The sequence below is a fragment of the Streptomonospora nanhaiensis genome (assembly GCF_013410565.1).
GTDB lineage: Bacteria > Actinomycetota > Actinomycetes > Streptosporangiales > Streptosporangiaceae > Streptomonospora > Streptomonospora nanhaiensis.
Genome location: NZ_JACCFO010000001.1, coordinates 227,695 through 250,353 on the forward strand (window position 1 = coordinate 227,695; position 22,659 = coordinate 250,353).

2 protein-coding genes are annotated in these 22,659 nt (G+C 78.5%); both read left to right on the plus strand.

The window, feature by feature from the left end; all coding sequences use genetic code 11:
* Positions 1–49: 49 nt before the first annotated feature.
* Entirely contained in the window at positions 50–14,929 is a 14,880-nt protein-coding gene (locus HNR12_RS00995) for a non-ribosomal peptide synthetase (RefSeq protein WP_179765680.1), read from the plus strand.
* The gene (locus HNR12_RS27745) at positions 14,926–22,653 is read left to right on the plus strand and encodes an amino acid adenylation domain-containing protein (protein WP_338119699.1); all 7,728 of its coding nucleotides are present in this window, start codon (positions 14,926–14,928) and stop codon (positions 22,651–22,653) included. The genes HNR12_RS00995 and HNR12_RS27745 overlap by 4 nt, the downstream gene beginning before the upstream one ends.
* Positions 22,654–22,659 lie beyond the last annotated feature (6 nt).

Consider the following 22,659-nt stretch of genomic DNA (forward strand, 5'->3'; position numbering starts at 1 on the left):
GGGCACCCGCCCCTGTCCGCACCCATGCTTTTACGGAGCAGCGCACGCCATGACCGAGCCCCGCCACGACGACGCGACCCTGGCCCTCACCGGCGCCCAGCACGGCATCTGGTACGCCCACCAGGTCGGCGCCTCCGGCGTCCCGGAGCGGCCGGGCGCGCCGGACGGGCCGGGCGCGGTCGGCGCGGCCGGGGACGGCCGCTACAACGTGGGCCAGTACGTGGAGCTGGCCGGGCCGCTGGACCCCGCGCTGCTGCGGGCGGCGGTGGAGCGCACCGTCGCCGAGACCGACGCCCTGCGCACCCTCGTGGAGGAGGCCCCGGCGCCGGGCGGCACAGAGCCCCGGCAGCGCGTCCACCCCCACGTCCCGTGGGCGGGGCCGGTGCTGGCCGAGGCCGACCTGCGCGGGGCCGAGGACCCGCGCGCGGCGGCGCTGGCCTGGATGCGGCGGGAGATGGCCGCGCCCGCCGACCTCCTCCGGGGGCCGCTGTACGCCTTCGCGCTGCTGCGCGTGGGCGCCGAGCACCACCTGTGGTTCCAGCGGTTCCACCACATCGTCGCCGACGCCTACGCCATCACCACGCTGACCCGGCGGGTGGCCGAGGTCTACACCCGGCTGACCGCCGGGGAGGAGCCCGGGCGGCGGTTCGGTGAGCTGCGGGAGGTGGTGGCCGAGGAGGCCGCCTACGCCGCCTCCGAGCGCCGCGCCGCCGACGCCGCGTACTGGCGCGGGCTGCTGGCCGACCGGCCCGAGCCCGCCCTGCTCGGCGAGGCGCCGCCGGTGCCCTCGCCGGGGGTGTGCAGCGCGGCGGCGCGCCCGGGGGCCGAGACGGCCCGGCGCCTGGCCGAGACCGCCGAGCGGGCCGGCGCGAGCTGGGCGGAGGCCGTCGTGGCGGCGTTCGCCTGCTTCGTGCACCGGCGCACCGGCGCGCGCGACGTGGTGCTGGGCATGCCCGCCATGGGCCGGCTGGGGTCGGCGGCCCTGCGCACGCCCGCGATGGTCGTCAACGTGCTGCCGCTGCGGCTGGGCCTGGGCCCGGCCGACACCTTCGGCGAGGCGCTGGCGCGCACGTCGGGGCGGCTGCGCGAGCTGCGCGCCCACCAGCGCTACCGCGCCGAGGACATCCGGCGCGACCTGGGCCTCGTGGGGCGGGCCACCGGGCTGTACGGGCCGATGGTCAACATCAAGGCGTTCGACTACGACCTCGACTTCGCGGGCACGCCCGGCACCGCGCACACGCTGTCGGAGGGGCCGGTCGACGACGTGTCGCTGTCGGTCTACCGCGACGCGGAGACCGGCGGGCTGCGCTTCGTGCTGAACGCCAACGCCGCCCGCTACAGCCGGGCCGAGGCCGCCGAGCTGCTGGAGGGGTTCGGCCGCCTGCTGGAGTCGCTGACCGCCGGGGGCGCGGCGGCGGTGGCGGCGACACGGCTGGGCGCCCTGGACACCGCCGACCCGGTAGCCGCCCTGGAGACGCCGGCCGGCCCGGCGGCGGGCGGAGCCGCCGACGGGGGCCGCGGCGGGGGAGTGGCCGACCGCTTCGCGGAGGTGGCTCGGCGGTGCCCGGGTGCGGTGGCGGTGGTGGCCGGTGGCGTGTCGGTCACCTACGCGGACCTGCTGGAGCGTGTGGAGGAGTTGGCGGCGCGGCTGCGGGCGCGGTTGAGCGCGCGGGGTGCCCGCGCGGGCGCGGAGCCGGTGGTGGCGGTGGCGCTGCCGAGGTCGGTGGAGTTGGTGGCGGCGCTGCTGGCGGTGGGGCGCGCCGGCGGGGTGTACCTGCCGGTGGATCCGGGTTTCCCGGCGGAGCGGATCGCGTTCATGCTGGCCGATTCGGGCGCGGTGCTCCTCGTGACGGACCCGGTCCTGGCGGAGTCGCTGCCGGACGTGGTGGACCGCCTGCTCGTCGGCACCTTCGGCACCGGGCCCGCACCGGCTCCGGACGCTGGAGCCTTGGCGATGGCGGGTGGCGAGGGCGCCGAAGCGGCCGACGGACGGCGCCCCGGCCCGCCGGGCGCGGGCGTGGACGGCACCGGCGCGGGTTTCGTCGCGGGTGCCGTCGGCGGCGAAGCGGAGGGCGACGCCCCGGCCGCCGCGGGCTCTGGACCGGAGGGTGACGGGGCGGCCGTGCCGGACACGGCGGGCGGCGGCCGTCGGGGCGTCTCCGCCGAGCCCGGCGGGGTGCGGGAGCCGGACGGCCGGACGGCCGGGCTTGGCGGCGGGGCGCACGCTGATGGGCGGCGGCCCGGTGCGCCGGGCGCCGGTCGGGAAGCCGGTGCGGGCGCCGGCGGCGGGCCGGGCGTGGGCTCTGCCGCGCGCGGGGCCGAGGGCGGTCCTGCGAACGATCCCGCTGCCGCCTGGGCTGCGGCTTCCGTCGGGCGGGAGCACGGCTGGGGGTCCCCCGCCTTCTCGGCGGAGAGCGCCGCCTACGTGCTCTACACCTCGGGTTCGACGGGGCGGCCCAAAGGCGTGGTGGTCTCTCACGGCGCGCTGCTGAACTTCCTGGACGACATGGCCGGACGGTTCCCGCTGGACCCCGGGGAGCGGTTCCTGGCGGTGACGACGGTCGGGTTCGACATCTCGGCGCTGGAGCTGTACCTGCCGCTGCTGGCGGGGGCGACGGTGGTGGTGGCCGACCGCGACACCGTGCGCGACCCGGTCGCGCTGGGCGGGCTGGTCGCGTCCTCGGGCGCGACCGTCATGCAGGCCACCCCGAGCCTGTGGCAGGCGCTGGCGGAGGAGGCACCCCACGCGCTGTCGGGGCTGCGGGTGCTGGTGGGCGGCGAGGCGCTGCCCGGCGCTCTCGCCCGCGAACTGGCGGCCCGCGCCGCCGGGGTCGTCAACCTCTACGGCCCGACCGAGACCACCATCTGGTCCACCACCGACACCGTGCCGAACGGCGGCGGGCCCGCCGCCGCGCCCGCCGCCCCCATCGGCGGCCCGATCGCCAACACCCGGGTCTACGTGCTCGACACCGCGCTGCGCCCGGCGCCCCCGGGAGCCGTCGGCGAGCTCTACATCGCCGGTGACGGCGTGGCGCGCGGCTACCTGGGCCGCCCGGGGCTGACCGCCGGCCGGTTCGTCGCCGACCCCTTCGGCCCGCCCGGCACGCGCATGTACCGCACCGGCGACCTCGTCCGGCTGCGCCAGGGCCGACTCCACTTCGTCGGCCGCTCCGACTTCCAGGTGAAGGTGCGCGGGTTCCGCATCGAACTCGGCGAGATCGAGTCCGCGCTGGCGGACCAGGACGGGGTGGCCCAGGCCGTGGCCGTGGCCCGCGAGGACGACCCCGGCCGGGTCCGCGTCGTCGGCTACGTGCGCCCCGCGCCCGGCGCCGCCTGCGACCCCGACGCGCTGCGCACCGCCCTTGCCGCGCGCCTGCCCGACTACATGGTGCCCTCGGCCGTCGTGGTGCTCGACGCGTTCCCGCAGACCGCCAACGGCAAGGTCGACCGCGCCGCACTGCCCGCACCCCGCCGGCGGACCGCGCCCGACCAGGCGCCCGCGAGCCCGCTGGAGGCGCGGCTGCGCGCCGTCATGGCCGACGTGCTGGGACTGGCGTCCATCGGCGGCGACGACGACTTCTTCGCCCTGGGCGGCCACTCGCTGCTGGCCACCCGCACCGCCAACCGGGTGCGCGCCGAACTCGGCATCGAGGCGCGCGTGCGCGACGTCTTCGACGCGCCCACCCCCGCCGCCCTGGCCGCCCTGCTCGCCGGGCGCCCCGCCGCCCGGCCCCCGCTCACCCCGCGCGGCCCCGCCGCCGGACCCGCCCCGCTGTCCTACGGCCAGGAGCGCCTGTGGTTCGTGGACCGGCTGCACGGCCCCAGCGCCGCCTACAACGTGCCGCTGGCGTTCCGGCTGCGCGGCGCCGTCGACGCCGACGCGCTGGAGGCGGCCCTGCACGACGTCGTGGCCCGGCACGCCGTCCTGCGCACCGTCTACGCGGAGGACACCGCCGAGGGCGCCGCCGAAGGCGCCGTGCGGTCGCGCGTCCTGGCGCCGGGGGAGGTGGGCCGGCTGCTGCGGGTGCGCGACGTCGCCGCCGCCGACCTCGACGCCCGCCTCGCCGAGGTGCTCCACGAGCCCTTCGACCTGGGCGCCGACCCGGCCGTGCGTGCCGCGCTGCTGCGCCTGGCCCCCGACGACGCCGTGCTGGCCTTCGCCTTCCCGCACATCGCCACCGACGAGTGGTCGGAGGGCCCGTTCACCCGCGACCTCGACACCGCCTACGCCGCCCGCCGCGCCGGCGCCGCCCCAGACTGGGCGCCCCTGGCCGTGGACCACGCGGACTTCGCGGTGTGGCAGCGCGCCTGGCTGGGAGACCCCGACGACCCCGTCTCGCCCCTGGGCCGCGGGCTCGCCTTCTGGCGGCGCGCCCTGGCGGGCGCGCCCGCCGAACTCGCCCTGCCCGCGGACCGGCCGCGCCCGGCCGCCGCCGACAGCGCGGGCGCCGCCGTCGACTTCCACCTGGACGCCGGAACGGTGGAGGCGCTGCGCGCGCTGGCCGCCGAGCACGGCGCCACCCCGTTCATGGCGCTCCAGGCCGCCGTCGCCGTCCTGCTGCACCGCATGGGCGCCGGGGACGACATCACCGTGGGCACCCCGGTGGCCAACCGCGACGACGCGGCGGTGCACGACACCATCGGCATGTTCCTCAACATGCTGGCGCTGCGCACCGACCTGTCGGGCGACCCCAGCACCGCCGCGCTGCTGGCGCGGGTGCGCGACGCCGACGTGGCGGCGTTCGCCCACGCCGACGCGCCGTTCGACCACGTGGTCCGCGCGCTCGACCCGGAGCGCTCGCCCGCGCGCCACCCGCTGTTCCAGGTCATGCTCACCTACCAGCGCGACCCCGACCGGCCCGCCCTGCTGGGCACCGACGCGGCCGTGCACCCGGTGGACATGCGGGTGGCCAAGCTGGACCTGGAGTTCGCCTTCGCCGAACGGCCCGGCACCGAGGGGCTGGCGGGGACCCTGCGCTACGCGACCGCGCTGTTCGACCCCGACACCGCCCGCGAGCTGGTGGAGCGGCTGCGCCTGGTGCTGGCGGCGATGACGACCGACCCCGGGCGGCCGGTCGGCGAGATCGACGTGCGCACCCCGGCCGAGCGCGAGCGCTGGGCTGCGGTCAACACCACCGCCGCGCCCGTGGCGGGGCCCCTGCTGCCCAAGCGGTTCGCGGCGGTGGCTCGGCGGTGCCCGGGTGCGGTGGCGGTGGTGGCCGGGGGTGTGTCGGTCACCTACGGGGAGCTGCTGGCCCGGGTCGAGGGCTTGGCGGCGCGGTTGCGGGCCTGCGGTGTGGGGCCTGAGACGGTGGTGGCGGTGGCGCTGCCGAGGTCGGTGGAGTTGGTGGCGGCGCTGCTGGCGGTGGGGCGCGCCGGCGGGGTGTACCTGCCGGTGGATCCGGGTTTCCCGGCGGAGCGGATCGCGTTCATGCTGGCCGATTCGGGCGCGGTGCTCCTCGTGACGGACTCGGTCCTGGCGGAGTCGCTGCCGGACGGGGTGGAACGCCTGCTGGTGGACCGCCCCGGCACCGACGGCGGCCGGGGCGCCCACGCACCGGGCGCCGGCCTGGCGGCGCGGCCCGTCTTGGCGGCCGAGCGTGCCGCCTACGTGCTCTACACCTCGGGTTCGACGGGGCGGCCCAAGGGTGTGGTGGTGTCGCAGGGCGCGCTGCTGAACTTTGTGACGGACATGGGCCGGCGCTTTCCGCTGGAACCGGGGGAGCGGTTCCTGGCGGTGACGACGGTCGGGTTCGACATCTCGGCGCTGGAGCTGTACCTGCCGCTGCTGGCGGGGGCGACGGTGGTGGTGGCCGACCGCGACGTGGTGCGGGATCCGGCCGCTTTGGCGGGGCTGGTCGGGTCCTCGGGGGCGACCGTCATGCAGGCCACGCCCACGCTGTGGCAGGCGCTGGTGGAGGAGGCCCCGCAGGCGCTTCACGGGCTGCGGGTGCTGGTGGGCGGCGAGGCGCTGCCGCCGGCTCTTGCCCGTGAGCTGGTGGCCCGCGCCGCCGGGGTCGTCAACCTCTACGGCCCCACCGAGACCACCATCTGGTCCACGGCGGCACCCGTCTCCTCCGGCACCCCCGTGACCATCGGCCGGCCCGTCGCCAACACCCGGCTGCACGTCCTGGACGCCGCCCTGCGGCCCGTGCCCGCCGGGGTGCCCGGTGACCTCTACATCGCAGGCGGCGGCGTGGCGCGCGGCTACCTGGGCCGCCCGGGGCTGACCGCCGTCCGGTTCGTGGCCGACCCCTTCGGCCCGCCCGGGTCCCGCATGTACGCCACCGGCGACCTGGTCCGCATCACGCGCACCGGCGACCTGGAGTTCCTCGGCCGCTCCGACTTCCAGGTGAAGGTGCGCGGGTTCCGCATCGAGCTCGGGGAGATCGAGTCCGCGCTGGCCGACCACCCCGGCGTCGCCCGTGCCGCCGTCGTGGTGCGCACCGACGACGGCCCCGCCTCGGCGCGCGTCGTGGGCTACGTCGTGCCCGCGCCCGGCGCCGCCTGCGACCCCGACGCGCTGCGCACGGCCCTGGCCGCGCGCCTGCCCGACTACATGGTGCCCTCGGCCGTCGTGGTGCTCGACGCGTTCCCCCTCACCGAGAACCGCAAGATCGACCGTGCCGCCCTGCCCGCTCCCGAGCCCGCCGCCGAGCGCGCGGGCCGTGCGCCCCGCACGCCCGCCGAGGAAGCGGTGTGCGGCGTGTTCGCCGAGGTCCTGGGCGTGCCGGCGGTGGCCGCCGACGACGACTTCTTCGCGCTGGGCGGGCACTCCCTGGCCGCCGCCCGCGCGGTCAACCGCCTGCGCGCCCTGCTGGGCACCGGAATCGGCGTGCGCGACCTGTTCGAGGCGCCCACACCCGAGGCGCTGGCCGTCCGCGCCGCCGCGCCCGCCGACCGGCGCCCGCAGCTTCGGCCCCGCCCGCTGCCCGCGCGCGTGCCGCTGTCGGCCGAGCAGCGGCGGCTGTGGCTGCTCAACCGGCTCGGCGGCACGGCGGGCACCGCCGCGACCGCCGCCTACAACGTGCCCTGGGCGCTGCGCATCGGCGGCCCGCTCGACGCCGACGCGCTGGAGGCCGCGCTGCGCGACGTCCTGGCGCGTCACGCGGCCCTGCGCACCCGGTTCCCCGTCGGCGAGGACGGCGAGCCCGAGCAGCGCGCGGCCGCGCCCGAGGAGCTGCCGGCCCGCCTCCTGCACCGCGACACCGGCGGGGGCGACCTCGCCGGGCGCGTGGACCGCGCGGCGCGCGCCCCCTTCGACCTGGCCCGCGACCTGCCCGCCCGGTTCACCCTCTTCACGGCCGCGCCCGAGGACCACCTGCTCCTCGCGGTGTTCCACCACATCGCGGTGGACGAGTGGTCCCAGGAGCCGTTCCTGCGCGACCTGGACGCCGCCTACACCGCGCGCGCCGCCGGGCGCGCACCGGAGTGGGCGCCGCCGCCGGTCGGCTACGCCGACTACGCCCTGTGGCAGCGCGACCTGCTCGCCGACCCCGACGACCCGGGCTCCCGCGCCCACCGGCTGCGCGCGTTCTGGCGCCGGGCCCTGGCGGGGCTGCCCGAGGAGACCGCGCTGCCCGCCGACCGGCCCCGCCCCGCCGACGGCGCCACCGCCGAGGGCGGCCTGGTGCGCTTCGCCGTGGACGAGGACCTGGCCCGCGCGGTGTCGCGGCTGGCCGAGGACACCCGCACCACCCGGTTCATGGTGCTGCGCGCGGCGGTGGCGGTGCTGCTGCACCGCATGGGCGCGGGCACCGACATCGCGCTGGGCACGCCCGCGACCAGCCGCACCGACGCGGCGCTGCACGACGCGGTGGGGATGTACCTCAACACGCTCGTGCTGCGCACCGACCTGTCGGGCGACCCCGGGTTCGCCGACCTGCTCGCCCGGGTGCGCGCCGCCGACCTCGCCGCGTTCGCCCACGCCGACCTGCCCTTCGACGACGTGGTCGAGGCGGTCAACCCGCCGCGCGCGGCCGGGCGCAACCCGCTGTTCCAGGTGATGGTCGCCCAGCAGACCCGCCCGGCGGGCACGGACCGGCTGCTGGGCCTGCGCACCCGGCTGGACGACCAGGCAATCGACACCGCCAAGTTCGATCTGGAGATCGTGTTCATCGACCGGCCCGGCACCGGCCGGCTGGACGGCGCGGTGCGGTACTCGGCGGCCCGGTTCGACCGCGCCACCGTCGAAGGGCTGGCCGACCGGCTGCGGCTGCTGCTGGCCGCCGCCGTCGCAGAGCCCGACCGGCCGGTCAGCGCGCTGCCGCTGCTGGACGGCGCGGAGCACCGCCGGGTGGTGGAGGAGTGGAACGCCACCGCGCGGCCGGTGGCCGGACGGACCCTGCCCGAACTGCTCGACGCGGGAGCCCTGCGGAGCCGCGCCGGTGCGGCGGCCGTGCTCGGCGCCGACGAGGAGGCGGGCGGCGCCCTTACCCGGGTGGAGTTCGAGGCGCGGGTGAACCGGTTGGCGCGGGAGCTGGTGGCGCGGGGTGCGGGTCCGGAGTCCGTGGTCGCGGTGGCCGTGCCGAGGTCGGTGGAGCTGGTGGTGGCGCTGCACGCGGTGGTGCGGGCGGGTGCGGCCTACCTGCCGGTGGACGTCTCGCATCCGGCCGAGCGGGTGGCGTTCGTGCTGGCCGACGCCCGGCCCGCCGTGGTGCTGTGCGACACCGCCACGCGCGCGGCCCTGCCCGCGGCCTACGCCGCGGCGGCGGTGGCCCTGGACGACCCCGCCACCGCCGAGCGCGTGGCCGGGCGCGCCGCCGCTCCGCTGACCGATGCCGAGCGCAGGGCGGTGCTGCGGCCCGAGCACGCGGCCTATGTGCTGTACACGTCGGGTTCGACGGGGCGGCCCAAGGGTGTGGTGGTGTCGCACCGGGCGATCGTGAACCGGCTGGCGTGGATGCAGGGCGCCTACGGCCTCACGCCGGAGGACCGGGTGCTGCTGAAGACGCCGGTGACCTTCGACGTGTCGGTGTGGGAGCTGTTCTGGCCCTTCGCCGCCGGGGCGGGGCTGGTCGTGGCCGCGCCCGAGGGGCACCGCGACCCCGGGTACGTCGCCGGGGCGATCACCCGGCACGGCGTCACGGTGTGCCACTTCGTGCCGTCGATGCTGCGGGTGTTCGTGGAGGCCCCCGAGGCGGCCCGGTGCTCCTCGCTGCGCACGGTGGTGGCCTCGGGTGAGGCGCTTGCGGCCGACCTCGCCGCGAAGGTGGGGGAGGTGCTGCCCAACACGCTGCTGGCCAACCTGTACGGGCCGACCGAGGCGGCGGTGGACGTCACGTCCTTCGACGTCGGGACCGAGGGGTTCACCGGGCCCGGCGTGCCGATCGGGCGCCCGGTGTGGAACACCCGCGTCTACGTGCTGGACGAGTACCTGCGCCCGGTCCCGCCGGGGGCCGACGGTGAGCTGTACCTGGCGGGGGTGCAGTTGGCGCGCGGCTACGCCCACCGCCCCGGCCTGACCGCCGGACGGTTCGTCGCCGACCCCTTCGGCGCGCCGGGGGCGCGGATGTACCGCACGGGTGATGTGGTCCGCTGGGACCGCGACGGGCGCCTGGTGTTCGTGGGCCGCTCCGACTTCCAGGTCAAGGTGCGCGGCATGCGCGTCGAACCCGGCGAGATCGAACACGCCCTCACGGCCCTCCCCGAGGTCGCCGACGCCGTGGCCGCCGCCCTCCCCGACGCCTCCGGCGGCACCCGGATCGTCGGCTACGTCGTGCCCGCCGCCGGCGCCGCCCCCGACCCCGCGCGGCTGCGTGCCCGCGCCGCCGCGCACCTGCCCGACCACATGGTGCCCGCCGCGTTCGCCGTCCTGGACGCCCTGCCGCTGACCGCCAACGGCAAGCTCGACCGCGCGGCCCTGCCCGCGCCCGAGGCCCCGGCCGGCGGCGGCGCCGGCCGCCCGCCGCGCGGGCCCGTCGAGGAACTGGTGTGCGCGGTGTTCGCCGACCTGCTCGGCGTGGCGGAGGTCGCCGCCGACGACGCCTTCTTCGCACTCGGCGGCACGTCCCTGGCCGCCGCCCGCGCCGTCAACACGCTCCGCGCCCGCCTCGGCGTCGACCTTGGGGTCGCCGACCTGTTCGCCGCCCCCACCCCCGAGGCGCTGGCGCTCCGCGTGGCCGAGGCCGAACGGGCGCGCCCCGCCCTGGTCGGCGGGCGCGCCCAGGCCGCGACCGAGGATCCGCCCCTGTCGGCCGCCCAGCGCGGCCTGTGGGCCGCCGCCCAGGTGCCCGGCGCCGAAGCCGTCTACAACGTGCCCTGGACGCTGCGCGGGCGCGGCCCCCTCGACACGGCGGCGCTCGGCGCGGCCGTGCGCGACGTCGTGGCCCGCCACGCCATCCTGCGCACCGTGTTCCCCGAGCACGGCGGTGAGCCGCGCCAGCACGTCCTCGCCCCCGAGCAGGCGCCCGACCCGCTGCACGTGGTGCACGCGGGCGGCCGCGACCTCGGCGACCTGGTGGCCGAGGCGGCGCGCCGGCCGTTCGACCTGCGCACCGAGCCCGCCTACCGGGCGGTGCTGTTCTGCTCCGACAGCGGCGACTACGCCCTGCTCCACCTGTTCCACCACATCGCCGTGGACGAGTGGTCCCAGGAGCCTTTCCTGCGCGACCTGGACGCCGCCTACACCGCGCGGACCGCCGGGCGCGCACCGGAGTGGGCGCCGCCGGTGGACTACGCCGACTACGCCCTGTGGCAGCGCGACGTGCTGGGCGCCGAGGACGACCCGCGCGGCACGGCCGCCCGGCAGCGGGAGTACTGGCGCCGGGCGCTGGCGGGGCTGCCCGAGGAGACCGCGCTGCCCGCCGACCGGCCCCGCCCCGCCGTGCGCACGGGCGCCGGCGGGGTGGCCGCCGCGCACATCCCGGCGGACCTCGCGCGCGGCCTCGCCCGGCTGGGCCGCGAGCGCGGCGCCACCCCCTTCATGGTGTTCGCCTCGGCGGTGGCGGTGCTGCTGCACCGCATGGGCGCGGGTACCGACATCGCGCTGGGCACGCCCGCGACCAGCCGCACCGACGCGGCGCTGCACGACGCGGTGGGGATGTACCTCAACACGCTCGTGCTGCGCGCCGACCTCGGCGGCGCGCCGGGGTTCGGCGCGGTGGTGGAGCGCGCCCGCGCCGCCGCCGTGGCGGCGTTCGCCCACGCCGACCTGCCCTTCGACCGGGTGGTCGAGGCGGTCAACCCGCCGCGCGCGGCCGGGCGCAACCCGCTGTTCCAGGTGATGGTCAGCCACCAGACGCGGCCGGAGTCGGCGGCCGGGCTGCTGGGCGGCACCGTGACCGGCGTGGACGACCGGGCGGCCCAGGCCGCGCGGTTCGACCTGGAGTTCGAGTTCGTGGAGCGGCCGGGCGAGGACGCGGTCGCCGTCGCGGTGCGCTACGCCGCCGACCGCTTCGACCCCGAGACGGCGCGCGGGCTCGGCGAACGGCTCGTGCGGCTGCTCGCCGCCGCTGCCGCCGCACCCGACCGGCCCGTCGCCGACCTGCCGCTGCTGGCCGAGGCCGAGCGCGCGCGGGTGGTGGAGGAGTGGAACGCCACGGCGCGACCGGTGGCCGAGCACACCCTGCCCGCGCTCCTCGACCGGGCCCCCGCGTCGGCGCGGGAGCGCACGGCGCTGCTGTCGGCCGCCGGCACCGCCCTTACCCGGGTGGAGTTCGAGGCGCGGGTGAACCGGTTGGCGCGGGAGCTGGTGGCGCGGGGTGCGGGTCCGGAGTCGGTGGTGGCGGTGGCCGTGCCGAGGTCGGTGGAGTCGGTGGTGGCGCTGCACGCGGTGGTGCGGGCGGGGGCGGCCTATCTGCCGGTGGACGTCGCGCATCCGGCGGAGCGGGTGGCGTTCGTCCTGGCCGACGCCCGGCCGGCGCTGATCGTGTGCCGCGAGCAGGACGCCTCCGCGCTTCCCGCCGAACCCCGGGTGCCCCGGCTGGTCCTCGACAGCTCCGAGGCGGTGGAGGCGCTGGCCGCACGCGATCCCGGCCCTCTCACCGATGCCGAGCGCATGGCGGTGCTGCGGCCCGAGCACGCGGCCTATGTGCTGTACACGTCGGGTTCGACGGGGCGGCCCAAGGGTGTGGTGGTGTCGCACCGGGCGATCGTGAACCGGCTGGCGTGGATGCAGGGCGCCTACGGCCTCACGCCGGAGGACCGGGTGCTGCTGAAGACGCCGGTGACCTTCGACGTGTCGGTGTGGGAGCTGTTCTGGCCCTTCACCGCCGGCGCCGCCCTCGTGGTCGCCGCGCCCGACGGCCACCGGGACCCCGCCTACCTGGCCCGCACCGTCGCGGAGTTCGGGGTGTCGGTGTGCCACTTCGTGCCGTCGATGCTGCGGGTGTTCGTGGAGGCCCCCGAGGCGGCCCGGTGCTCCTCGCTGCGCACGGTGGTGGCCTCGGGTGAGGCGCTTGCGGCCGACCTCGCCGCGAAGGTGGGGGAGGTGCTGCCGAACGCCCTGTTGGCCAACCTGTACGGGCCGACCGAGGCGGCGGTGGACGTCACGTCCTTCGACGTCGGGACCGAGGGGTTCACCGGGCCCGGCGTGCCGATCGGGCGCCCGGTGTGGAACACCCGCGTCTACGTGCTGGACGAGTACCTGCGCCCGGTCCCGCCGGGGGCCGACGGTGAGCTGTACCTGGCGGGGGTGCAGTTGGCGCGCGGCTACGCCCACCGCCCCGGCCTGACCGCCGGACGGTTCGTCGCCGACCCCTTCGGCGCGCCGGGGGCGCGGATGTACCGCACGGGTGATGTGGTCCGCTGGGACCGCGACGGGCGCCTGGTGTTCGTGGGCCGCTCCGACTTCCAGGTCAAGGTGCGCGGCATGCGCGTCGAACCCGGCGAGATCGAACACGCGCTGGCCGAGCAGCCGGGTGTCTCCGCGGCCGTCGTCGCCGCCCGCGAGACCGCGCCCCAAGGCGTGCGGCTGGTCGGCTACGTGACCCCGGCCCCCGGCGCCGCCGAGCCCGACCCCGCCGCCCTCCGGCGGGCCCTCGCCCGGCACCTGCCCGAGCACATGGTCCCCGCGGCCGTCGTCGTGCTGCCCGCCCTCCCCCTGTCGGCCAACGGCAAGCTCGACCGCGCCGCGCTGCCCGCCCCCGACCTCGGTGCGGCCGCCGGGTCGGGCCGCCGGGCCCGTGACGGCGCCGAGACCGTGCTGTGCGGCCTGTTCGCCGACTTGCTCGGCCTGGAGCGCGTGGGCCCCGAGGACGGGTTCTTCGCCCTCGGCGGCGACAGCATCCTCGCCATCCGGCTCGTCGCCCGCGCCCGCGCCGCCGGGCTGGCGCTGACCCCGGCCGACGTGTTCACCGAGCAGACCCCCGAGCGGCTGGCCCAGGCGGCGGGCGCCGCCCCGCCGCCCGGACCCGCCGGCGCCGAGGACGGCGACCCCGGCACCGGCGAGGTCCCGCTCACCCCCGTCATGCATTGGCTGCGCGAGCGCGGCGGCCCGCTGCGCCGCTTCAGCCAGGCCATGGTCTGGCACACCCCGCCCGGCGCCGACCTCGACCGGCTCGCCGCCGCCCTCCAGGCCGTCCTCGACGGCCACGCCATGCTGCGCTCGCGCCTGGAGGACGACACCGACGGCCGGCGGCTGCGGGCGGCCGAGCCCGGAGCCGTCCCGGCCGCCGAGGTGCTCACCCGGCGCGCCGCCGCCGGGCTGGACGCCGACGCGCTGCGCCGCGCCGCCGCCGAGGAGGCCCGCGCCGCCCAGGACCTGCTCGACCCCGAGAAGGGCCGCATGCTGCGCGCCGTGTGGCTGGACCGGGGGAGTGGGCAGGCGGGCCGGCTGCTGCTGGTGGTCCACCACCTCGCGGTCGACGGCGTCTCCTGGCACATCCTGCGCGCCGACCTCGCCGCCGCGTGGGCCGACACCGCCCGCGGCCGCGTCCCGGCACCCCCCGCTCCCCGGACGTCCTTCGCCCGCTGGGCGCGCCACCTCCACGCCGAGGCGCGCGAGGAGCGGCGCACCGCCGAACTGGCCCAGTGGCGGCGCATCGGCGCCGACCACGGCCCCGACCCCCTGGCCGGGCCGGGCCGCCCGTCCGCTGGGGCCGAGCCCGGCAAGGGCGGCGCCGCGCGCTCCCTCGACCCGCGCCGGGACACCGCCGCCACCCTGCGCCGGCTCACCCTGGCCCTGCCGCCCGAGGACACCGCCGCCGTCCTCACCCGGGTGCCCGAGACCTACCACGCCCAGGTGGAGGACGTACTGCTCACCGCGCTGGCGCTGGCCGCCGTGGAGTGGCGCGCGGCGCGGGCGCTGCCCGGCTCCCGCGCCGACGCGCCGCTGCGCCTGGACCGGGAGGGCCACGGCCGCGAGCAGCACCTGTTCCCCGGCGCCGACGTGTCGGGCACGGTCGGCTGGTTCACCACCGTCCACCCGGCGCGCGTGGACGTGGCCGGCATCGACCCCGCCGAGGCACGCGCGGGCGGCCCGGCGGCCGGCGCGGCGCTCAAGCGGGTCAAGGAGCAGCTGCGGGCCCACCCCGGCGACGGCGGGATCGGCCACGGGCTGCTGCGCCACCTCAACCCGCTCACGGCGCGGGAGCTGGCGGCCGACCCCCGACCGCCGCTGCTGTTCAACTACCTCGGGCGCCTCGCGGTCGCCCGGGACGAGGCGGCGTGGACGGTCGCACCGGAGACCGGCGCGCTGCCCGCCGGGATCGACCCCGAGACGCCGGTGCGCCACCCGCTGGAGGTCAACGCCCTCACCCACGACGGGGTGGAGGGGCCGGTGCTGACGGCCACGTGGGCCTGGCCCGAACGCCTCTTCGCAGAGGGCGACGTGCGGGAACTCGCCGAGGGCTGGTTCGCCCACCTGCGCGGCCTGGCCACCCACGCCCAGGCACCCGACGCGGGCGGGCACACGCCCTCCGACATGTCCCTCCCGGACCTCGACCAGGCCGAGATCGACGAATTCGAAGCAGAGTGGAGGCTCATGTGAGCAACGCATCCGGCCTGGAGGACATCCTGCCGCTGACGCCGCTCCAGGAAGGGCTGCTCTTCCACAGCCAGATCGACGCGGAGGGCGCGGACGTCTACAACGTCCAGCTCGCGCTGGAGCTGGAGGGGGAGCTGGCGGGTGCGCGGCTGCGCGCGGCCGCCGACGCGCTGCTGCGCCGCCATCCCAACGTCCGGGCGGCGTTCCGGCGCCGCCGCAACGGCCGGCCGGCGGCGCTGGTGGGCCGCGACGTGCGGGCCGCCTGGCGCGAGGCGGACCTGTCGGGGCTGGCGCCCGAGGCGCGCGCCGCCGAGGTCGAGCGGCTGCGCGCGACCGAGCGCGCCGCGCGCTTCGACCCGTCCCGCCCGCCCCTGATCCGGTTCGTGCTGGCGCGGCTGGCCGCCGGCCGGCACGTCCTGGTGCTGACCCACCACCACATCCTGCTCGACGGCTGGTCCCTGCCCCTGCTGGTCCGCGACCTGTTCGCCCTCTACGCCGAGGACCCCGCCCGCCCGCTGCCCCGCGCGGTGCCCTTCCGCGACTACCTTGCGTGGCTGTCGCGCAAGGACGCCGCCGCGGCGGCAGCGGCGTGGCGGGAGGCCCTGCGGGGCGTGGAGGGGCCGAGCCGCATCACCGACGCGCTGCCGGGCACCGCCGCCGCGCCGGCCGGCCCGGAGGAGCCGGCGGGCGCCTCGGCCGAACGGAACACGGTGGGTTCGGCCGGTGCGGGGGAACCGGGGGCCCCGGCGGCGCCCGGGGGAGGCGGCGCCCAGGGTCCCGCCTTCGGCGCTGCGCAGGCACCCGCCGCCGACGCGGCCGCCCCCGGCGGCCTCCGGGCCGCGCCCGAGCGGAGCGGCGGCTCGGCGGGGACCGCGCCCGGTGGGGAACCGGGCGCCGACCGGCAGACCGCCGGGGCGGCCCGCGTACGCGCGGAAGCCCAGGAGGTGCGGGAGCCCGAGGCGGCGGCCGCCGAACCCGGCGCCCTCACCGTGGAGCTTCCGGCCGGCCTCACTGCGCGGCTGCGCGACCTCGCCCGGGGCCACGGCGTCACCCTCAACACCGTCATGCAGGCGGCCTGGGGGCTGCTGCTTGGCCACCTGCTGGACCGCCGCGACGTCGTGTTCGGCACGGCGGTCTCCGGCCGCCCCGCCGACCTGCCCGGCGCCGACGCCATGGTCGGGCTGCTGATCAACACCGTGCCGGTGCGGGTGCGCGCCGAGCCCGGCGAGAGCACCGCCGACCTGCTGCGGCGGCTGCGCGACGAGCAGGCGCGCCTCCTGGACCACGCCCACCTCGGCCTCGCCGAGATCCAGCGGGCGGCCGGCACCGGCGAGCTGTTCGACACCCTCATGGTCGTGGAGAACTACCCGGTCGAGGGCACCGACCCCGCCGCCGGGATCCCCGGCCTGCGCGCCCGCGTGCTGGCCTCCGCCGACGCCACCCACTACCCGCTGTCCCTCGCGGTGGTGCCTCCCGCGCCCGCAGCGTCCGAGCCGCGCCTGCGCCTGACGCTGGGCCACCGCCCCGACGTGCTCACCGAGGACCGCGTGCGCCTGGTGGCGGAGTCGCTGCGCACCCTCCTCGACGCGATGGCCGCCACCCCCCACCTGCCCGTCGCCCGCCTCCCGCTCCTCCCACCCCACCGCGTCCCGGCCGCGTCGGCCGCCTCCGCCCTCGCGGCGGCCACGGACACCGTGCGCGGTCCCGACGGCCCGGCCGCACCGCCCCGTTCGGCGCCCACCGCCGATCCCGCCTTCGTCGGGAAGGCCGACAGCGGGACCGGCTCCGCCGCGACCGGCACCCGTCCGCTGCCCGGCGGGGGCGACGCCGGCGCCTCGGCGCTCGCCGCCGAGGTTTCCGCGGACGCGGCGGCCTTTGCCCCCGCCGTCTTCGGCGACCTGTTGGAGCGGCGCGTCGCCGCCGACCCCAAATCGGTGCTGGTGGAGGACGAGACCACCGCCCTCACCGCCGCCGACGTGCGGGCGCGGGTCAACCGGCTGGCCCGCGCGCTGCTGGCGCGCGGGGCCGGGCCCGAAAGGGTCGTGGCCGTGGCGGCGCCGCGCTCGGCGGAGCAGATCGTGGCCCTGCTGGCCGTCCTGGCCTCCGGGTCGGCCTACCTGGCGCTGGACCCCGACTACCCCGACGACCGCCTGGCCCACATGCTCGCCGACGCCCGCCCGGTCTGCGTGGTCACAGCGCCCGGCCTGGCCGAACGCGTCTCACGGCTCACCACCGCGCCCCAGATGGCCCCCGCCGACCCCCGCACCGCCGCCGAGGTCGCCCGGCTGGCGCCCGCACCGGTCACCGACGCCGAGCGCCCCGCGCCGCTGACCCCGGCCTGCGCCGCCTACCTCATCTACACCTCCGGCTCCACCGGCCGGCCCAAGGGGGTGGTGGTCAGCCACGAGGGCGTCGCCAAGCTCGTGTCCACCGCCGCCCACCGCCTCGGCGTGGGCGCCTCCTCACGTGTCGCCCAACTCGGCTCGCCCAGCTTCGACGTCGCCTTCTGGGAGATCGTCATGGGCGTGCTGTGCGGCGGCCGGCTCGTCGTGGTCGCCCCCGAGCGGCGCGTCCCCGGCCCCCCGCTCGTCGACTACCTGCGCGAACGCGGCGTCACCCACGCCGCCCTGCCCCCGGCGCTGCTGTCGGCCCTGCCCTCGGGCACCGAACTGCCGCCGGGCATGACCGTGCTGGCCGGCACCGAGGCGGTGCCCGCCGCCCTGGTGCGCCGCTTCGCCGCCGACGGCCGCCCGATGTTCAACTGCTACGGCCCCACCGAGACCACCGTCAACGCCACCCTGGGCGCCTGCCGCGCCGACCTGCCCGGCGAACGCGTGCCCATCGGCCGCCCCGACCCCGGCGTGCGCGCCTACGTGCTGGACGCGATGCTGCGGCCGGTGCCCGCCGGAGTGCCCGGCGAGCTGTACCTGGGCGGCGCCGGCTTGGCGCGGGGCTACCACGCCAACCCCGGGCTGACCGCCGGACGGTTCGTCGCCGACCCCTTCGTACCGCCCGGCGCCCGCATGTACCGCACCGGCGACCGCGCGGTGTGGAACACCGCGGGTGAGCTGGAGTTCCTGGGCCGCGCCGACGGCCAGGTGAAGATCCGCGGCGTGCGGATCGAGTTGGGCGAGGTGGAGGCCGCACTGGCGGCCCACCCCGACGTCGCCGCCGGCGCCGCCGCCGTCCACCGGGGCGACCCCGCCGCCGCGGGCGCCGCCGCCGGGCCCGCGCTGGTGGCCTACGCCGTGCCCGCCGAGGGCCGCGCCCTGGACCCCGCCGCGCTGCGCGCCCACCTCGCCGCCGCGCTGCCCACCGCCATGCTCCCCGCCGCCGTGGTGCCGCTGCCGGCCCTGCCCGTCCTGCCCAACGGCAAGGTCGACCGCGCCGCGCTGCCCGCGCCCGACCTCGCCGCGCCCGCCCCCGGCCGCCCGCCGCGCGACCAGGTCGAGGAGCTGCTGTGCGGGCTCTACCGGGAGGTGCTGGAGGTCGGCGAGGTCGGCATCGACGACGACTTCTTCGCCCTGGGCGGGCACTCCCTGCTCGCCACCCGCCTGGTCACCCGCATCCGCGCGGTCCTGGGCCGCGACGTCGCGCTGCGCACCGTGTTCGACACCCCCACCGTGGCCGGACTGGTCCAGCGGCTGCGGCCCGGCGGCGACCGCCCGCCGCTGCGCCGCGCCGCGCGCCCCGACCGGCCGCCGCTCTCCCACGCCCAGCGGCGCATGTGGTTCCTCTACCGTCTGGACGGTCCGCGCCCCACCTACAACATCCCCTTCTGCGCGCGGCTGACGGGACCACTGGACACCGGCGCGCTCACGGCGGCGCTGGCCGACCTCACCGCCCGCCACGAGACCCTGCGCACCCTCTACCCCGACGACGACGGCGTGCCCTACCAGCGCGTCCTCGACCCCGGCCAGGCCCGTCCACAGCCGGTCACCACCGCGACCGACGAGGCCGCGCTGCCGGGCCTGCTCGCCGAGGCCGTGCGCCACGGGTTCCGGCTGGAGGAGGAGCCGCCGCTGCGCGCCCACCTGTTCCGGCTGTCCGCAACCGAGCACGTGCTGCTGCTCCTGGTGCACCACATCGCCGCCGACGGCTGGTCGGCCCGGCCGCTGCTGCGCGACCTGGGCACCGCCTACAGCGCCCGCGCCGCCGGGCGCGCGCCCGCCTGGGCGCCGCTGCCCGTGCAGTACGCCGACTACGGCCTGCACCAGCACGCCGTGCTGGGCGCCGAGGACGACCCCGCCGGCGCCGTGCACGCCCAGGCGCGGTACTGGAAGGAGGCGCTGCGCGGCCTGCCCGAGGAGCTGCCGCTGCCCACCGACCGGCCCCGGCCCGCCGTCTCCAGCGGCCGGGGCGGCGCCCTGGAGCTGGAGCTGCCCGCGGAGCTGAGCACGCGGCTGCGAAACCTGGCCCGCGCCCACGACGTCAGCGTCTTCATGGTGCTCCAGGCCGGCCTGGCCGCCCTGCTCACCCGGCTGGGCGCCGGCACCGACATCCCCATCGGCAGCCCCGTGGCCGGACGCGACGACGCCGCCCTGGACGACCTGGTGGGGTTCTTCGTCAACACGCTGGTGCTGCGCACCGACACCTCCGGCGACCCCTCCTTCGCCGAGCTGCTCGCCCGCGTGCGTGACGCCAACCTCGCCGCCTACGAGAACTCCGCCATCCCCTTCGAGCGGCTGGTGGAGCTGGTCAACCCGGCCCGGTCGATGAGCCGCCACCCCCTGTTCCAGGTGATGCTGGCCTACCAGCGCGGCGCCGGGCCCCGGCTGGACATGGCCGGGCTCGACGTGCGCCGCGAGCCGGTCACCGCGCCCGGCGGCAAGTTCGACCTGGCCCTGGAGTTCCGCGACCCCGGCGACGCGGACGAGGAGGCCGGCGGCGCCCTGCGCTGCGTCGTCGACTACGCCCTGGACCTCTTCGACCCGGCCACCGCGCGCAACATCGCGCTGCGCCTGGAGCGGCTGCTGGCCGCCGCGGCCGTCGACCCCGCCGCGCCCATCGGCCGCCTGGACCTGCTCACCGCCGAGGAGTACGCCGAGACCGCCCGCCAGGCGCGGGGGCCCCGCGTCGCGCTGCCGCCCGCCTCCACCCTGCCGGGCCTGTTCGAGGCCGCGGCGGCGGCCGGGCCCCAGGCCACCGCGCTGGTCTGCGGCGAGGTGCGGTGGAGCTTCGCCGAGCTGAACCGGCGCGCCAACCGGCTCGCCCACGAGCTGATCGCGCGCGGCATCGGCCCCGAGGACGTGGTGGCGCTGCTGCTGCCCCGATCGGCGGGCACCCTCACCGCGCTGCTGGCGGTGCTCAAGGCCGGCGCCGCCTACCTGCCGGTGGACCCCGCCTACCCCGGCGACCGCATCGCCCACATGCTCGCCGACGCCGCGCCCGCACTCGTCCTCACCACCGCCGGCCTGCGCGGCCGCGCCGCCGAGGCGGCGCCGGGCCTGCCCGCGCTGGTGCTCGACGACACCGGTGCGGCCGCACCCGGTCCGGCCGGCGGCCCCGCGCGGCCCGACACCGATCCCACCGACACCGACCGCACCGCGCCGCTGTCCCCCGACCACCCCGCCTACGTCATCTACACCTCCGGCTCCACCGGCCGGCCCAAGGGCGTGGCGGCCACCCACCGGGGCCTGGCCAACCTCTTCCACAGCCACCGCGAGACGCTGTACCGGCCCACCCGGCGCCGCGCCGGGCGCGAGCGGCTGCGCGTGGGCCACGCCTGGTCGTTCTCCTTCGACGCCGCCTGGCAGCCCCAGCTGTGGCTGCTGGACGGGCACGCGCTGCACATCGTCACCGAGGACGCCATGCACGACCCCGCGCTGCTGGTGGAGCGCGTCCGCGCCGACCGCCTCGACTTCATCGAGGTCACCCCCTCCCACCTGCTCCAGCTGATGCGGGCCGGACTCGGCGCGCCCGGCACCCGCACCCCGCTCACCCTGGGGGTGGGCGGCGAGGCCGTGCCGCCGGCGCTGTGGACGCGGCTGCGCGAACTGGAGGCCGAGGGCACCGTCACGTTCAACCTCTACGGGCCCACCGAGACGACCGTGGACGCGCTGTCGGCGCGGGTGGGCGCCGGCGCGCGGCCCGTCATCGGCCGGCCCACCGCCAACACCGCCGCCCACGTCCTGGACGAGCGGCTGCGGCCGGTGGCCCCGGGCGTGGTGGGCGAGCTGTACCTGGGCGGGATGGGCGTGGCGCGCGGCTACCTCAACCGGCCCGGCCTCACCGCCGACCGGTTCGTGGCCGACCCCTACGGCCCGCCCGGGGCGCGCATGTACCGCACCGGCGACCTGGTGCGGCGCATGCCCGACGGCAGCGTCGACTACGTCGGCCGCGCCGACGACCAGGTCAAGGTGCGCGGGTTCCGCATCGAGCCGGGCGAGATCGCGGCGGCGCTGGGCCGCCACCCCGACGTCGACCAGGCCGTGGTCGACACCTGGGAGGCCGCGCCGGGCGACCGGCGGCTGGTGGCCTACGTGGTGCCGCGCGCCGGAACCGGCGCCCCCGACACCGCCGCCCTGCGCGGCCACCTCGCCCAGAGCCTGCCCGACTACATGGTCCCGGCGGTCTACGTGCCCATCGCCGCGCTGCCGCTCACCGCGCACGGCAAGCTCGACCGCGCCGCCCTGCCCGCGCCCGACCCCGCCGCGCTGGCGCCCGCGCCGGGCCGCGCCCCCCGCGACGCCGCCGAGGCGCTGCTGTGCGAGGTCTTCGCCGAGGTGCTGGGCGCCGGGGAGGTCGGCGCCGACGACGACTTCTTCGACCGTGGCGGCCACTCGATGCTGCTGGTGCGGCTGCGGTCGCGGGTGGAGGCCGAGACGGGCGTGCGCGCGGCGATCGCCGACCTGTTCACCAACCCCACGCCCGCGGCGCTGGCCGCCCACCTGGCGCGGCGCGCCGCCGAGGGCGGAGACGGCGCGGACGGCGGCGGCGCGGCGGATCCGGCGGCCGGGCGAGCCCGGCCGGCGCCCGGCTCCGGCGCCGTGCCCGGCGTCGTGGTGCTGCGCGCCGGCGGCGCGCGGCCGCCGCTGTTCTGCGTGCACCCGGCGAGCGGCCTGAGCTGGCCGTTCGTGCGCCTGCGCCGGCACATCGGCGCCGACGTGCCCATCCTCGGCCTGGACACCCCCGACCTCGCCGCCGCGCACGGCCCGGGCGCTGCGCCGCCCGCCTCGGTCGCCGACCTCGCCGCCCTCTACGTCGAGCGGGTGCGGCGCGTGCGCCCGCACGGCCCCTACCGCCTGGCGGGCTGGTCCTTCGGCGGCGCGGTGGCCCACGCCATGGCGGCGCTGCTGGCCGAGGCGGGCGAGCGGGTGGACCTGCTGGCGCTGCTGGACGCCTACCCGCCCGGCGCGCTGCCCGCTCCGGCCGCCGCGAGCGCGGCCGAGGGGGACCCGGCGGGCGGGCCGGCCGCACCGGCCGCGGTCGCCGCCGAGGTCGGCCGCGACCACGGCGACGCCGGTCTGCTGCGCGCCAACCACCGGCTCGCCGCGCGGCTGGCCGCCGGGGGGCGGCCCCCGCGGTTTGCGGGCGACGCCGTGTTCTTCGCCGCCAAGGACGCCCCCGGCGCCGCCGAGGAGCTGTGGCGCCCCCACATCACCGGCCGCGTCGACCGCCACGAGGTCCCCGCCGCCCACGACGACCTGCTGGGCCGCGAGGGCGCGGCGGCGATCGGCGCGGTGCTGGACGGCCTGCTCGCCCCCGGCCCCGAGGCCGCCCGGTGAGCGGGC